This is a genomic window from Pacificispira sp., from assembly GCF_965228185.1.
Classification (GTDB): domain Bacteria; phylum Pseudomonadota; class Alphaproteobacteria; order UBA8366; family Aestuariispiraceae; genus Pacificispira.
The window spans coordinates 95,934-110,964 of the sequence record NZ_CBDDHE010000008.1; the positions used below are offsets into that span (position 1 = coordinate 95,934).

13 protein-coding genes are annotated in these 15,031 nt (G+C 62.8%); 2 read left to right on the forward strand and 11 right to left on the reverse strand.

Annotated features, from left to right (window positions below):
- Window positions 1-61: 61 nt before the first annotated feature.
- The 9 genes from ACO06O_RS15130 to ACO06O_RS15170 all read right to left on the reverse strand — a co-directional run bounded on the left by ACO06O_RS15130 (window position 62) and on the right by ACO06O_RS15170 (window position 7,906).
- Complete coding sequence (locus tag ACO06O_RS15130; RefSeq protein WP_421881419.1) at window positions 62-223, reverse strand: hypothetical protein; 162 nt, start codon at window positions 221-223, stop codon at window positions 62-64.
- A gap of 42 nt (window positions 224-265) precedes the next feature.
- Window positions 266-643, reverse strand: coding sequence for a nuclear transport factor 2 family protein (locus ACO06O_RS15135; protein WP_421881423.1), 378 nt, complete (start codon window positions 641-643; stop codon window positions 266-268).
- 2 nt (window positions 644-645) lie between these two features.
- Window positions 646-1,749 (reverse strand): mandelate racemase/muconate lactonizing enzyme family protein, encoded by a 1,104-nt coding sequence (locus ACO06O_RS15140; protein ID WP_421881426.1) that lies wholly within the window; start codon window positions 1,747-1,749, stop codon window positions 646-648.
- 89 nt (window positions 1,750-1,838) lie between these two features.
- On the reverse strand, window positions 1,839-2,768 hold the full coding sequence (locus ACO06O_RS15145; RefSeq protein ID WP_421881428.1) for a sulfotransferase family protein: 930 nt from the start codon (window positions 2,766-2,768) through the stop codon (window positions 1,839-1,841).
- Between the two features lie 196 nt (window positions 2,769-2,964).
- A complete protein-coding gene (locus ACO06O_RS15150) occupies window positions 2,965-3,381 on the reverse strand; it encodes a F0F1 ATP synthase subunit epsilon (RefSeq protein WP_420418379.1) in 417 nt (138 codons plus the stop codon).
- A gap of 42 nt (window positions 3,382-3,423) precedes the next feature.
- Window positions 3,424-4,842, reverse strand: a complete 1,419-nt coding sequence (gene atpD / locus ACO06O_RS15155; protein ID WP_421881431.1) for a F0F1 ATP synthase subunit beta — start codon at window positions 4,840-4,842, stop codon at window positions 3,424-3,426.
- 30 nt (window positions 4,843-4,872) lie between these two features.
- Window positions 4,873-5,763, reverse strand: a complete 891-nt coding sequence (locus ACO06O_RS15160) for a F0F1 ATP synthase subunit gamma (RefSeq protein WP_421881434.1) — start codon at window positions 5,761-5,763, stop codon at window positions 4,873-4,875.
- A 55-nt stretch (window positions 5,764-5,818) separates the two neighbouring features.
- On the reverse strand, window positions 5,819-7,348 hold the full coding sequence (atpA, locus tag ACO06O_RS15165; protein ID WP_421881437.1) for a F0F1 ATP synthase subunit alpha: 1,530 nt from the start codon (window positions 7,346-7,348) through the stop codon (window positions 5,819-5,821).
- 3 nt (window positions 7,349-7,351) lie between these two features.
- Window positions 7,352-7,906, reverse strand: a complete 555-nt coding sequence (locus tag ACO06O_RS15170; protein WP_420418383.1) for a F0F1 ATP synthase subunit delta — start codon at window positions 7,904-7,906, stop codon at window positions 7,352-7,354.
- A gap of 312 nt (window positions 7,907-8,218) precedes the next feature.
- Here ACO06O_RS15170 and ACO06O_RS15175 point away from each other — a divergent pair, with 312 nt between their 5' ends.
- Window positions 8,219-9,412 carry an MFS transporter gene (locus ACO06O_RS15175; RefSeq protein WP_421881440.1) on the forward strand — a complete coding sequence of 398 codons (1,194 nt, stop codon included), beginning with the start codon at window positions 8,219-8,221 and terminating at the stop codon, window positions 9,410-9,412.
- Here ACO06O_RS15175 and ACO06O_RS15180 read toward each other — a convergent pair.
- Window positions 9,409-10,461, reverse strand: a complete 1,053-nt coding sequence (locus tag ACO06O_RS15180; RefSeq protein WP_421881443.1) for a cupin domain-containing protein — start codon at window positions 10,459-10,461, stop codon at window positions 9,409-9,411. The two genes, ACO06O_RS15175 and ACO06O_RS15180, sit on opposite strands and share 4 nt — an antisense overlap.
- Before the next feature lie 129 nt (window positions 10,462-10,590).
- Here ACO06O_RS15180 and ACO06O_RS15185 point away from each other — a divergent pair, with 129 nt between their 5' ends.
- Entirely contained in the window at window positions 10,591-12,372 is a 1,782-nt protein-coding gene (locus ACO06O_RS15185; protein ID WP_421881446.1) for an ABC transporter transmembrane domain-containing protein, read from the forward strand.
- Window positions 12,373-12,377: 5 nt separating this feature from the next.
- On the opposite strand, the gene leuS is transcribed toward ACO06O_RS15185, so the two are convergent.
- Complete coding sequence (gene leuS / locus ACO06O_RS15190) at window positions 12,378-14,915, reverse strand: leucine--tRNA ligase (RefSeq protein ID WP_421881449.1); 2,538 nt, start codon at window positions 14,913-14,915, stop codon at window positions 12,378-12,380.
- Between the last annotated feature and the right edge of the window lie 116 nt (window positions 14,916-15,031).

The following is a 15,031-nucleotide window of genomic DNA, read 5'->3' on the forward strand; positions in this document are numbered from 1 at the left end:
CGGCAAGATAACGGGAGCCGTCGGCACGGTCCGTGCGGCTCCCGCTATATGCAGGACGGGATCACCGGAAGACGTATTCACCCATTTCGCAGAGATCCAGATTGTAGTCTTCGTAGAACGCCCCATCCGCGAACTTCGTGCGGATGTCGTATTCGCAATTCTCCCGGCCGTCGGCGGTGGTCACGGTCACTTCGCCGGGCGACGGCAGGACATCCCCTTCCATCAGGTTCTCTTCCCAGGAACCGGTACCGGGATGAAGGTCCCGTTACGCGTCCTGATTCGCGAGATCGGGTAAGGGTCCGAAGAAGCCCACGACCTTCCGTAACGCCGCGCCATCACCGAATTCGACGAAATCGACGCTATCCGGTCGGACCGTGCCGTCGTCGAAAACCCGGCGCCATCCAAAACGGGCAACGTCGTGATGAATGTCGATGCCGCTGGTCAGTTCCAATCTGGAATTCGGAAATGCAGCACGAATCGCATCGATATGGGCGATCAAGGCTTCCGGCCCGGACAAAATCACCGTCGGATCGCAGTACACAGCCTGTTCATCCCAGATCGGTCCCAACAGATCGGCACGACGAGCGAGATCCGGTTCGTCCCAGGCTGCACAGTATCGCAGAATCGCGGCTTCTTTGTCCAAGGTCACCCCTCCGTCCGAAATACAGGTTCACCGAGTAGCGCCGGATCCACCCGGATGCCAAGACCGGGCCCGTCAGGCACCAACAACATTCCGTCTCGGGTCTGCGGCATATCTTGCGCATTCTGGACGGTCACCCAATTCATGAAATCGACGGTATGGGCGCGATTTCGAACGGGGGTCGATGCCATCAATTGGGCCGTCGCCGCGGTGTTGATTGTACTTCCCCCAGTATCCTCGATCGTGACAGAGAGGCCCAGGGCGATGGCGGCATCGCGGATCAAGCACGTCCTAGTCACACCGCCGATCCTGGCAATCTTGAGGGTCACGCCTGAAACGATGCCGTCCTGATGCGCCGCCAGCAGATCCTGGAAACCGGAAACGCCTTCATCCAGGACCATCGGCTTGGCGCATCGTCGGGCGACCTGCATATTCTCCGCATGGGTCATACAGGGCTGTTCCAGCCGATAGTCGATGTCCCGGGTCATATCGACGAAACGGAGCGCATCCTCCACCAGCCATCCGCCATTGGCGTCGGCATAGAGCGGCACATTGTCCGGCACCGCGGCGCGCACCGCCCGCATGCGCTCTACATCCTCCAACGGGTCCGCGCCGACCTTCACCTGCAGCCGCCGATAGTCGCGTTCCACGAACTCCATCGCCTTTGCGGCCATGGTAGCGGGATCGTCCTGGCTGACGGAGCGATAGAGATGGATGGGGCCGTCGCTCATCCCTCCCAGAAAATCCGCCATGGACACACCGGCCAGTTTCGACGCCAGATCCCATGCGGCCATGTCGATGGCCGATTTGACGGCCGGCTGCCCGAGCATCGCCTCGTTCAGGACGTCCGACAGCCGCGCCGGGGCAGTCGCTGACAAGCCGATCACTTTAGGCAGAAGACGCTGTATGCCTGCCGCCATCGCTTCCGGAAAAGCTTCGGCGTAGAAGGCCCCCAAAGGGGCGGCTTCACCCCAGCCAACCGTCCCATCCTCGGCCGACAGAGCGACGATGCAACTGTCGAATCCCTCCTCCGTCTGGCCCCGGCAGGTATAGGGCCCGTCGGCGAATGGCTGCCATTGACGGTACAAGCGGGCTTCAACAATCTTCACGGTGACCCCTCCGACGCTTATCGCTCAGAGAAATCTCTATCGCGATTGGCGCCGGGCAGGAACCATTTCCGGTCGATTACCGGAGATACTCAGTGGGAATACCCGAATGTTTGCCGGAAGCCGTCCAAGTGCTTATTTGCTAAATCCCGTTCCCAGGGCTTCAGGGTAACCGGACGATTTTCCGGCACAGCATCGGTGCCGGCCTGTTCGGCGAAGCTTGAATTGCCGGCCCAGGGCTTCCCAAGCATCGTCGGGACGGCCAAGGTCGGTTGCCAGGTCAGCCCCACTCTTTCGCCGACGCGCCGCATCACGGATTCCGGGTTCGCCATCAGATCCTCGTACCGCACAACGGTCAGACGCTCACTCTCCGCTTCGGAAAGGGTGTCGACGGACCGGGCCAGTTCGTTCATCTCCCGGATCGTCTGCGCCAGGGTCGGCCAAGTCAGACGGCGGGCCCCGCCCCTCTCGCGATACCGTTTCAGGCTGTTCAGCATTTCGATCGGGTCGCGCACCACGACGATCCCGCGCGCCTCCGGGAAGTAACGCAGGGCACCGAACACGGATCGCCCGAAATCCGCCGCTTTGACGATCGTGCGAAAGCCCCCTTGCGCATTCAACCCGGCACGGTAGGCATCGACAAGCCGGGTCCAGAGCGTCCGCAGGTCCGACACGTCGTCCAGTTTCAAGGCCGAGCGGAACCGCTGATCGCTCCACCCCAGATCGAGGGACGGGAAATCGACGATGGGACGATGCAGCATCGGCATGATGGACCGGTCTCTCAGACCTTCTATACACGCTTCCAGATCCGCCGTTGCCGCCTCAATCAGCAGGTCCTGGCGATCGGCCCCCATCAGTTCCAGATGCTCGAAAAAGAACCCCTCGTCCGGCAGCCAGAAACCGTCGCTGTGACCGTCAAGATAGGCCATGAAGAGCGTTGTGCCGGACCGCGGCGGGCCGCTGACTACAATCGGGCTATCCGCGTTCGACAAGGATTGCGAAAGGTCTTCCTGAGCCGCCATCTGGTTCCTCTTGGGATTTGCGAATGTGGAAGCCCACCGGCCGGCGCGCAGCGCGACGGCCTAGTCCCACGAAGAGGAAAGTTAGCGGCACAAGATGGCACCACCGTTACGGATGTTTGAAGGATTGGTGCAGCGGTTGAAATGCAAAACGGCCCGCCAATGGCGGGCCGCTCGGCAACTTCCAAACGGAAGAAACTTACTTGTAGGCCGGGTTCTGCGCCGCCTGAACCTTGGCTTCCGCAATCGCGAGGGCGAGTTCGGCCTTGGCCTTCTCATCCTCGGTCTTGGCGTGACTTACGTCTTCGCTCAGGTCCTTGGCTTCGGTCTGCGCCGCCGCGGCATCGATCTTTTCGACCGGCGTCGCCGTGTCGGCCAGAACCGTGCACCGTTCCTGCGTCACTTCGACGAAGCCACCGGCAACGAACAGGCGTTCCGTCACCGACCCGCCTTCATAAATGCAGATCGTGCCCGGACGGATCGTGGCGATGACCGGCGCGTGGCCGGGCAGGACGCCCATATCCCCGTCGGCGGCCGGCAGGACCACCATGTCGACCTCACCGGAGAACAGAAGCTTCTCCGGGGAGACGAGTTCGAAGGCCACCTTATCCGACATAGTCTGACTCCTGCGTAAGAATTGGCGTTACGGTACGGTCCATTAGGCCGCTTCAGCCGCCATCTTCTTCGCTTTTTCGATCGCTTCTTCGATGCTGCCGACCATGTAGAAGGCCGCTTCCGGCAGATCGTCGTGCTTGCCGTCGACGATTTCCTCGAAGCCTTTGATCGTGTCTTCCAGTTCGACGAACTTGCCCGGCGAACCGGTGAAGACTTCGGCGACGTGGAACGGCTGCGACAGGAAGCGCTGGATCTTACGGGCGCGGGCGACGACCAGCTTGTCTTCTTCCGACAGCTCGTCCATGCCCAGGATCGCGATGATTTCCTGCAGCCCCTTGTACTGCTGCAGCGTTTCCTGAACGCGGCGCGCGACCTTGTAGTGGCGCTCACCGACCGTCGAGGCATCCAGGATGCGAGAGGTCGAGTCGAGCGGATCCACCGCCGGGTAGATGCCCAGCTCCGCGATGGAGCGCGACAGAACCGTCGTGGCGTCCAAGTGCGCGAAGGTCGTGGCCGGCGCCGGGTCGGTCAAGTCATCCGCCGGGACGTACACGGCCTGCACGGACGTGATCGAGCCCTTCTTGGTCGAGGTGATGCGTTCCTGCATCGCGCCCATATCCGTACCCAGGGTCGGCTGATAGCCCACCGCGGACGGGATACGGCCCAGCAGGGCGGACACTTCGGAACCGGCCTGGGTGAAGCGGAAGATGTTGTCGACGAAGAACAGCACGTCCTGGCCCTCTTCATCGCGGAAGTATTCCGCCTGGGTCAGACCGGTCAGGGCAACGCGGGAACGGGCGCCCGGCGGCTCGTTCATCTGGCCATAGACCAGCGCCACCTTGGAGTCGCCTTCCAGGTCGATAACCCCGGATTCGATCATTTCGTGGTACAGGTCGTTCCCTTCGCGGGTACGCTCGCCGACGCCGGCGAACACGGAGTAACCGCCGTGACCCTTCGCGATGTTGTTGATCAGCTCCATGATCAGCACGGTCTTGCCGACGCCCGCGCCGCCGAACAGGCCGATCTTACCGCCCTTCGGATACGGGGTCAGCAGATCGACGACCTTAATGCCGGTGACGAGCTGTTCGGTTTCCGTCGCCTGGTCGACATATTCCGGAGCCGGACGGTGGATCGGGTAGGTCGACTTGGCCTTGACCGGACCGCGCTCGTCGACCGGCTCGCCGATGACGTTCATGATGCGGCCCAGGGTTTCCGGACCGACCGGGACCTGAATGGCGTCGCCCGTGTCGACGACTTCCTGACCGCGGACCAGACCTTCGGTCGTGTCCATGGCGATCGTCCGGACGGTGTTTTCACCGAGGTGCTGCGCCACTTCGAGGACCAGCGTACGATCGCCGATCTTGGTGTGCAGGGAGTTCAGGATCGGCGGCAGGTCGCCGTCGAACTGAACGTCGACGACAGCGCCCAGAACCTGGGTAATCTTGCCGGTGGTGTTGCTCATCGCGGTTGCTCCTGTCTCGGACTTAATCTGTTAGAGCGCCTCGGCGCCCGAGATAATTTCGATCAGTTCTTTGGTAATCATGGCCTGGCGGGCGCGGTTATACGTGATGCTGAGCGAGTTGATCATATCGCCCGCGTTCCGCGTCGCGTTGTCCATGGCCGTCATCCGGGCGCCCTGTTCGGAGGCGAAGCTTTCCAGCATGCTGCGGAACACCTGAACCGACAGGTTCTTCGGCAGCAGCGCCTTCAGGATGGCTTCCTCGTCGGGCTCAAACTCATACTGCGCGCCTCCCAGATCGGAGGCTTCCTCGTCGCCCTCGGCCTCGGTGGCGCTGGCGAAGGGGATCAACTGCAACGGCGTCACTTCCTGCGTCAGGGCGGAAATGAACTTGTTGTAGTACAGCGTGCAGACGTCGAACTCACCGGCTTCGAACATGGTGACGATCTTGTCGACCACGGCATCGGCCTGATCGAAGGCCGGATACGGCTTGACCAGTTCTTCGAAGCCGTGAACCAGCTTGTCGCGGTGTTCGCGGCGCAGCAGCGAGACGCCCTTACGGCCGGTCGCGATCAGCTTGACCGTTTTGCCCTGGGAGGTCAGCTGGTCGATGCGCTTTTTGACGGCGCGGATGATCGACCCGTTGAACCCGCCGCAGAGGCCGCGGTCGGAGGACATGACAACGATCAGATGGGTCTGGTCGTCACCGGTGCCCGCCAGCAGCTTCGGCGCACTGTCGGTGGAGACGCCGGCGGCCAGCGACCCCAGCATCCGTTCCATCCGCTCGGCATAAGGCCGGGCGGCTTCGGCCGCTTCCTGAGCGCGCTTCAGCTTCGCCGCCGCCACCATCTTCATCGCGGAAGTGATGCGGCGGGTCGACTGGACACTCGAGATGCGGGTCTTTAGATCCTTGAGAGACGGCATGTCCTATCCCGATAGAAGCGTTTCGTTTCCGTTTGGGTCGTCAGACCTTCGCCAATCAGGCGAAGGTCTTCGCGAACCCGTCCAGGATGGACACGAGCGCCTTTTCCGTGTCCTCGTCCAGAACGCCGGTGTCTTCGATCTTGTCCAGCGTCGCCTTGTGCTCGGATCGGGCATGCTCCAGCAGCTTCGATTCGTAGCGGTTGACGTCGCCGACAGCGATCTTGTCCAGGTACCCTTTGGTACCGGCATAGATCGCCAGTACCTGTTCGGACACTTTCAGCGGCTGGTACTGCGGCTGCTTCAGCAGCTCCGTCAGACGGGCACCACGGGCCAACAGACGCTGGGTCGAGGCATCGAGGTCCGACGCGAACTGGGCGAAAGCTTCCATCTCGCGATACTGGGCCAGTTCCAGTTTGATCGAGCCCGCGACCTTCTTCATCGCCTTCGTCTGGGCGGCGGAGCCGACGCGGCTAACCGACAGACCGACGTTAATGGCCGGGCGGATACCCTTATAGAACAGGCTGGTTTCCAGGAAGATCTGACCGTCGGTAATCGAGATCACGTTGGTCGGAATATAGGCCGACACGTCGTTCGCCTGGGTTTCGATGACCGGCAGTGCCGTCAACGAACCCGCACCGAGCTCGTCATTCATCTTCGCGGCGCGTTCCAGCAGGCGCGAGTGAATGTAGAACACGTCACCCGGATAGGCTTCACGGCCCGGCGGGCGGCGCAGCAGCAGCGACATCTGGCGGTAGGCCGTGGCCTGCTTCGACAGATCGTCGTAGAAAATGACCGCGTGCATGCCGTTGTCACGGAAGTACTCGCCCATGGCGCAACCGGTATACGGGGCCAGGAACTGCAGCGGCGCCGGATCGGACGCCGTGGCGGCGACGACGACGGTGTATTCCATGGCACCCATGTCGGTGAGGGTCTTCACGACCTGCGCGACGGTGGAGCGTTTCTGACCGATGGCGACGTAGATGCAGAAGAGTTTCTTCTTCTCGTCGTTGCCGGCATTGATCGGCTTCTGGTTCAGGATCGTGTCGACGATAACGGCGGTCTTGCCCGTCTGACGGTCACCAATGACCAGCTCACGCTGGCCACGGCCGATCGGAACCAGCGCGTCGAGCGCCTTCAGACCGGTCTGCACCGGCTCGTGCACCGACTTACGCGGAATGATGCCCGGCGCCTTGACTTCGGCCAGCGCGCGTTCGTCGCTTTCGATCGGGCCTTTGCCGTCGATCGGGTTGCCGAGGCCGTCGACAACGCGTCCCAGCAGGCCCTTGCCGACCGGCACGTCCACGATGGTGCCCGTGCGCTTGACGGTGTCGCCTTCTTTGATCTCACGGTCGGAACCGAAGATCACGACGCCGACATTGTCGGTTTCCAGGTTCAGCGCCATGCCCTTAATGCCGCCGGGGAACTCGACCATCTCACCGGCCTGGACGTTGTCCAGCCCATAGACGCGAGCGACCCCGTCACCGACGGAGATGACCTGCCCGACTTCCGCGACATCGGCTTCGGTGCCGAAATTCGCGATCTGGTCCTTCAGAATTGCGGAAATTTCCGCGGCCCGGAGTTCCATCTCTTAAGCTCCCTTCATCGCAAGCTTCAAGCGCTGCAGCTTGGTGGCGACCGACGTATCGATCATCCGGCTGCCGACTTTGACGATAAGACCGCCGATCAACGACGGATCCACTTTGTGCGAGACGGCAACCTTGCCGCCCACGGCTTTCTTGAGCGCGTCTTCAACCGCGGCGATCTGCGCATCGCTGAGCGTCTTCGCGGAGGAGACTTCGGCAGTGATCTCGCCCCGGCGCGCGGCCAGTTCGGAGAGATACGCCTTTGAGATCGCTTTCAGCGCGGACAACCGGCGGTTCGCGGCGACATAGCCCACGAATTTGCGGGTCAGTTCCCCGCAACCGGCCTTGTCCAGCACCGCCGCCATCGCCTTGCCTTGATCGGCACGGCTGATTACCGGGCTGCGCACGAGACGCTGGAGATCTTCGGATTGATCGAGCAGAGCGCCAAGCGTACGGAGATCGTCCGCCACGGCGTCCAGTTGTTTGCCTTCATCGGCCAGATCGAACAGCGCTTTCGCGTATCGATCGGCGATTTCGTTCACGCCACCTTTGGCTGCCACGGTTGGGAGACCCCTCGATATTAATCGTTGCCGTCCGTGTCGTCGATCCACACCCCGGAGACGACCGGAATATGGGCCCGTCAAAGTGCGCTGAAACCCGCCGTATACCGGCTTTTTCTTGCTGCAACGCCCCCCGAGGACGCGCGGGGTGTAGCATAAGGGTCGGAAGGGTGCAACAAGACTCGGCCCCGGGCCGCATGGCGCATCTTGACGCATCATTATTCGCCGGTTTCAGAACCGTTACGCGGGGTCTTTCCATACCCCGCCGCGCGGGTCCAAACTGCGGCACGGAATTTATGTGGGGTAGGGTTCTTGGCGGCATCCATGGACGCGGTCTGGCTAAGGCGCATCAAGTCGCCGGGCGCGGAAACGATCGCAATCCTGTTCGGTCTGGAGGCGCTGGCGCGCGGTACGGCGTCGGCCGTGCTGCCGATCGATACCGTGCGGCTGTTGGGATCGGACGAGGCGGTCAGCCTCTGCGTCCTGGCCGGGTCAGCCGTTGCGATCCCCGCCGTTTTCTCCGCCCCCTATCTGGCCCGGCGCTTCGGCCGCGCCAGCCTGTTGAGCCTGTCTTGCATCGGCGGGGCCCTGGCGGCGGTGATGTTTGCACTGGACCTCGCCTCGACCCAGGTCCTGGGTTTCGTGCTGCGGGCCCTGGGTGTCGCCCTGGTCAGCGTCTGCCTCAACCTTTTCGTCATGGATTACGTCCGGCGCGGCGATCTGGGCCGGTCGGAGCCTATGCGCATGCTGTCGCTGGGCATCGGCTGGTTCGTCGGACCGATGATCGGGGTCGGCCTGGCGCAATTCGTGTCCTCGGCCGCGCCCTATTATTTCAGTGCCGGATCGATGCTGGCGCTGATGCTGCTGTTCTGGGCACTGCGCTTCAAGTCCGCCCCAGGCGTGCGCCCGACGGCGAATCGCACGTTCAACAGTCCCCTCGCCAATCTGGGTGTCTTCCTCAGCGACCGTCGGCTGCTGCATGCCTGGCTGAACGCGTCCGGGCGCGGCTTCTTCTGGATGAGTTTCTTCATCTACACCCCAATCTATGCGGTGAATACCGGGCTGGGGGAGGTCGCGGCGGGCGTTTTGCTGTCGCTCGGCGCAGGATGGATGATGGCAATGCCGGTCTGGGGCTGGCTGGCACGGCGATTCGGCATTCGCGCAATCGCCTCCCTGTCCTTCGGCTTCGCAGCCTTAGGCTGCCTCGCGGCCTGGGGCTTTGCGGGCCTGCCGCTTTTGGGCGCCGCCGGCATCATGATGGCGGCGCTGGCCATGTCGGTGAATGACGGCTACGGCAACGCCCTGTTCTTCCGCGCCTGCCGGCCCAGCAGGCGGACCGAGATGACGCCGGCCTTCACGACCTATCGCGACGTGGCGGAAATCAGCCACGCCATTTTGTTCGCGATCCTGCTGATCTTCCTGCCGATTCAGATCGTCTATCTGGTTCTGGCGCTGATCCTGGGTTTGTTGGCCGTCCTGTCCCGGACCATCCATCCCAGACTCTAGAGTAGAACTTCGAGAAACTCGAAAGGCGCGGCAGAATCGAAATCGACCGCCAGCTCGCCCGGAATCGCGACGGATGCGCCCTCGTTCAGCGTTACCGGATCCTGCCCCTCGACCATCAACCGGCCGGTCCCGCGCAGGCCGAACAGGAAATGGAATTCCGGGGCGCTTTCGATCCGGCCGGGTTCGCCGGCGGCACGGCGCACGACCCGGACCGTTGCCAGCCCATCTGTCGCTGCGGCAATCCCCAGGTCCCGCGCTTCAAACCCCGGCGCGGTCCAGGGGACCCAATCCGCCTTGGCCGCCTGGTGGAACACGAAAGCCTGACCATTGAAGTCTCTTTCGGGACGCAGATAGTCCGTCGGCAGCGGCAGGATATGGTCGACATGGGTCGGGTGATCGGCCGGACAACCGATCTCCACGACTTCCAACCCGTCTGACGCTTCCAGCACGCGGTGGCGGATCTCCGGCGGCTGCAGCACGCAATCGCCCGCCTTCATGACGAAGGGTTCCCCCTGATCCTCGTAGACCAGCCGGACCCATCCCTTGTAACAGAAGATCATCTGGAACCGGACCTTGTGGAAATGCACATAGTCCGGCACCGGCCCGCCGGTCGGGATGCGGATATGCGAGGCGATGAAACGCCCGCCCCATCGATCGGGGATCAGATCGCGGTACTGCATCCCGGCCCGTCCCTGCCCCCAGCCGTCCTGGCCGGGTGGCGGCATGTAACAGAAGGATTGCCGACCATCCGGAATGTCCGGCCAGGGATCCGCCGGGCCGAATTGGACCTGCGTGCCATTCGGCGCGGTCAAAGGCGCACGATCCGCCGGACCGAGGAGACGCAAGGTTCCCGGGTCGGCCTGCAACCCGCGCACAAGGCGCAGGCGCACGCCATAGCCCGAGATAACGGCGACGGCGGGATCATCGGCCGGATAGATGGTGTGCAGCAGGAAGCCCAATTGCTCGGTGAAAAAGCCCGCCGTCTCCTGAACATCGCCGCAGGGGAGGTCCATTTCGGCGGCAAGAATTTCTGGCAGCGGGTCGCTCATCACACCATGTCCTTTGAAAACACAACGGCAGAACCCTAGTCCATCCCGCCGCCTCTCGAAAACAGCCTTTCCTTTCGACCGGCACCCGCGCTACTGCACCCAATCAAACACCAAGTCCGGAGAAAACCATTGGCGAGAGACGTCGGACCCGACCGGCCCAAGGGGCGCGATATCAAATCGCTGCGCCGCGCCCTGTCTTTTCTGGCGCCCTACCGGACCCGTGTCGTGCTGGCGACAATTGCCCTGACGGTCACGGCTGGCACCGTCCTAGCACTGGGCCAGGGCTTGCGCGGTCTGGTCGACAGCGGGTTCGCCGACGGCGACCCGGCGGCGCTGGACAATGCGCTGGCCTTCCTGATCGGCCTGTCCGTCCTGATGGCCATCGGGACCTATTGCCGATTCTATCTGGTCACCTGGCTGGGCGAACGGGTGGTGGCCGATCTGCGCAACGCGGTCTTCGACCGGGTCCTGCGGCTCGATCCCGGCTTCTTCGAGGTCACCAAGACCGGCGAGATCCTGTCCCGCCTGACCACCGACACGACCTTGCTGCAGTCAATTATCGGGTCCAGCGCCTCCATGGCCTTGCGCAACCTTCTGATCATGATCGGCGGCGTTGTGATGATGGCGGTGACCAATCCGAAACTGACCGCGCTTGTCCTGCTGGTCGTCCCGGTCGTCGTCGCGCCGATCCTGTTGATCGGGCGGCGGGTCCGGAAACTGTCCCGCGACAGCCAGGACCGGGTCGCCGATGTCGGGGCCTATGCGGAAGAAAGCCTGAACGCGATCCGAACGGTTCAGGCCTTCACCCATGAGGACCGCGACCGCGTCCGATTTGCGGAGGATGTCCACAACGCCTTCGACACGGCGATCCGCCGCACGCGGCTGCGCGGCTTGCTGACGGCGACCGTGATCCTTCTGGTTTTCACCTCCATTGGGGTCATTCTGTGGGTCGGCGGCAACGACGTCCTGGCGGGCACGATATCCGGCGGCGAGCTGGCGGCCTTCGTCTTCTACGCAACGCTGGTCGCCTTTTCGGTCGGCATCATTTCCGAAGTCTACGGCGAGCTGCTTCGTGCCGCCGGGGCGACCGAAAGGCTGATCGAGTTGCTGGAATCCGAACCCGCGATCCAGCCTCCGGACGACCCGGCGACCCTGCCGCAGCCGCCGGTCGGCGAAATCCGCTTCGAGAACGTGTCCTTCCGCTATCCGTCCCGACCGGATATGGCGGCATTGGAGGACTTCTCACTGACCGTCGCACCGGGAGAGACTGTCGCGCTGGTCGGCCCCTCGGGCGCGGGCAAGTCCACCGTGTTTCAACTGCTGCTGCGGTTCTACGACCCGCGCCACGGCAAGGTGCGGCTGGACGGTGTCGACCTTTCGCTGGCGGATCCGTCGGCGATCCGTGCGCGCATGGCCCTGGTGCCGCAGGACCCGGTCGTCTTCGGCACGTCGGGGCGCGAAAACATCCGCTATGGCCGCCCGGATGCGGACGATACGGCGGTAGAAGCCGCCGCCAGGGACGCGGCGGCGCATGACTTCCTGTCCGAACTGCCCGAAGGCTATGACACGTTCCTGGGCGAAAAGGGCACCCGCTTGTCCGGCGGTCAGAAACAGCGCCTGTCCATCGCCCGGGCGATCCTGCGCGATCCGTCGGTTCTGCTGTTGGACGAGGCGACCAGCGCGCTGGATTCGGCCAATGAACGGCTGGTCCAGGACGCGCTGGAGCGGCTGATGCAGGGGCGGACGACCCTGATCATCGCCCATCGGCTGGCGACCGTGGTCAATGCCGACCGGATCGCCGTGATGGACCGGGGCCGGATCGTCGCGACCGGCACCCATGACGAATTGCTGAAATCCAGCCCGCTTTACGCCCGGCTGGCCGAACTGCAATTCAGCCGTCCGGGCGCCTAGACCGGTCAGCCCTTTACGACGAAATTCACCAGACGGCCCGGCACGGCGATTTCTTTCACGATTTCCTTGCCGGCCAGGTATTCCTGAACCGCCGGATCGGCCTTCACCGCCGCCAGCAGACCGTCCTTATCCAGGTTCGGATCGGCCATCACGCGGGCGCGCAGCTTGCCGTTGACCTGAACCGGATACTCTTTCTTCTGCTGCTCCGCCGCCGCGGCCAGGATCGCCGGATCGGCCACGGGCCAAGTCTCATAGGCCAGCGTGTCGTCATGGCCCAGCTTCTGCCAAAGGTCTTCGGCCAGATGCGGCGCAAAGGGCGACAGCAGCAGAACGAAGCTTTCCACCACAGAACGCGGACGGCGCTCCATCGGCGTCAGCTCGTTGACCAGTTCCATCAGCTTGGCGATCGCGGTGTTGAAGCGCAGCCCGTCCAGATCGTCCGTGACGCCCGCAATCGTCCGATGCAGGAACCCGTTCAGTTCCAGGCTCGGCTCTTCATCCACGATACGGGCGGCGTCCAGAACATCGTCCTCGTCGCAGACGATCCGCCAGGACCGATTCAGGAAGCGGCGCACTCCGGCGACGCCCGATGTCTGCCACGGCTTGGTGACGTCGAGCGGGCCCATGAACATTTCATAGAGGCGCATGGAATCGGCACCGAATTCCCGCACGACATCGTCCGGATTGACGACGTTCAGGCGCGACTTCGACATCTTCTCGATCTGCGAGGTCACTTCGACGTCGCCGACCATCTGCTTGCCGTCGACCTGCTGCACCTTCTCGGGCTCGTAGTACTTGCCCTGCGCATCGCGATAGGAATAGGCCAGGATCATGCCCTGGTTGAACAGTTTCCGGAACGGTTCCTTGGTCGACACCGCGCCGATGTCATAGAGAACCTTGTGCCAGAACCGGGCGTAGAGCAGGTGCAGGACCGCATGTTCCGCGCCGCCGACATAGAGGTCGACGGGCATCCAGTACTTTTCCTTTTCCGGATCGACGAAGCATTCGTCGTTCTTCGGATCGATGAAGCGCAGATAGTACCAGCACGACCCGGCCCATTGCGGCATCGTATTGGTTTCCCGCAGCATTGGCTCGCCCGACTCCGGATCGGTGACATTGACCCAATCCGTGGCGCGCGCCAGCGGCGGCTCACCATTGTCGGTCGGGCGGTAATCGTCCAGCGCTGGCGGCAGGACCGGTAGGCTGTCTTCCGGCAGCGGCACGATATCGCCATCGGATTTGCGCAGGACCGGAATCGGTTCGCCCCAATAGCGCTGGCGCGAGAACAGCCAGTCGCGCAGGCGGTATTGAATGCGGCCCTGGCCGACGCCCTTCTCTTCCAGGAAGGCGATGATCTTCTTTTTCGCCTCGTCGACGCCCAGACCGTCCAGGAAGCCGGAATTCATCGCGACGCCGTCGCCGGCATAGGCTTCCTTCTGAATATCGACCTCTTCGGCCGGCTTGATCACCTGCACGATCGGCAGGTCGAACTTGCGGGCGAATTCGTGATCGCGTTCGTCATGAGCGGGGACGGCCATGATCGCGCCGGTGCCATAGGACATCATGACGTAATCGGCGACCCAGATCGGCAGCTTGTCGCCGTTTACCGGATTGACCGCATAGGCGCCGGTAAAGACGCCGGTCTTGTCCTTGGCCAGTTCCGTGCGCTGCAGCTCGCTCATCTTCGACGCCTGGTCGCGATAGGCGTCGACGGCGGCGCGCTGACCGTCCGTCGTAATGCCGTCGACCAGCGGATGTTCCGGCGACAGAACGCAATAGGTCGCCCCGAACAGCGTATCCGGCCGGGTCGTGTAGATTTCGAAGCTCTTGTCGCTGTCGGCCACCGGGAAAGTGACCTGCGCACCTTCGGACCGGCCGATCCAATTGCGTTGCATCGCCTTGATGCCTTCCGGCCAATCCAGCTCTTCCAAATCTTCCAGCAGGCGGTCGCCGTATTTGGTGATGCGCAGCATCCATTGGCGCATCAGGCGGCGTTCGACCGGATCGCCGGTTTCGACATATTTGCCGTCCTTGACCTCTTCATTGGCCAGGACCGTGCCCTGGGCCGGGCACCAGTTCACCGGGATCTCGGCCTGATAGGCCAAGCCGCGCTCATAGAGCTTCAGGAAAATCCACTGGGTCCAGCGAACGTAATCCGGATCGGTCGTCGAGAATTCTCGGCTCCAGTCATAGGAGAAACCGAGGCGTTTGATCTGGGCGCGGAAGGTGTCGATATTCGCCTTGGTCGTAACCGACGGATGAACCCCGGTGCGCATCGCATAGCGTTCGGCGGGCAGGCCATAGGCGTCCCAGCCCATCGGGTGCAGAACGTTGAATCCCTGCATGCGCTTGTAGCGGCAGACGATGTCGGTGGCCGTGTATCCTTCCGGGTGACCGACATGCAGACCCGCCCCGGACGGATAGGGAAACATGTCCAGGACATAGAGCTTCTGCTTGGACGTATCGACCTCGACCTTGAAGGTCTCGTTCTCTTCCCAAAAGCGCTGCCACTTCGGCTCAACCAGGCTGGGATCGTAAGCCATTCAATCTCTTTCCGCGTTCGCTAGGAATGATGCGGCGGCCGGAAAGACCGCCTCGGATTCTATCTCTTTGAAAATGACCGTATTCGCGCGGTTCCGCGCGCGGCTTTAGATAGCAA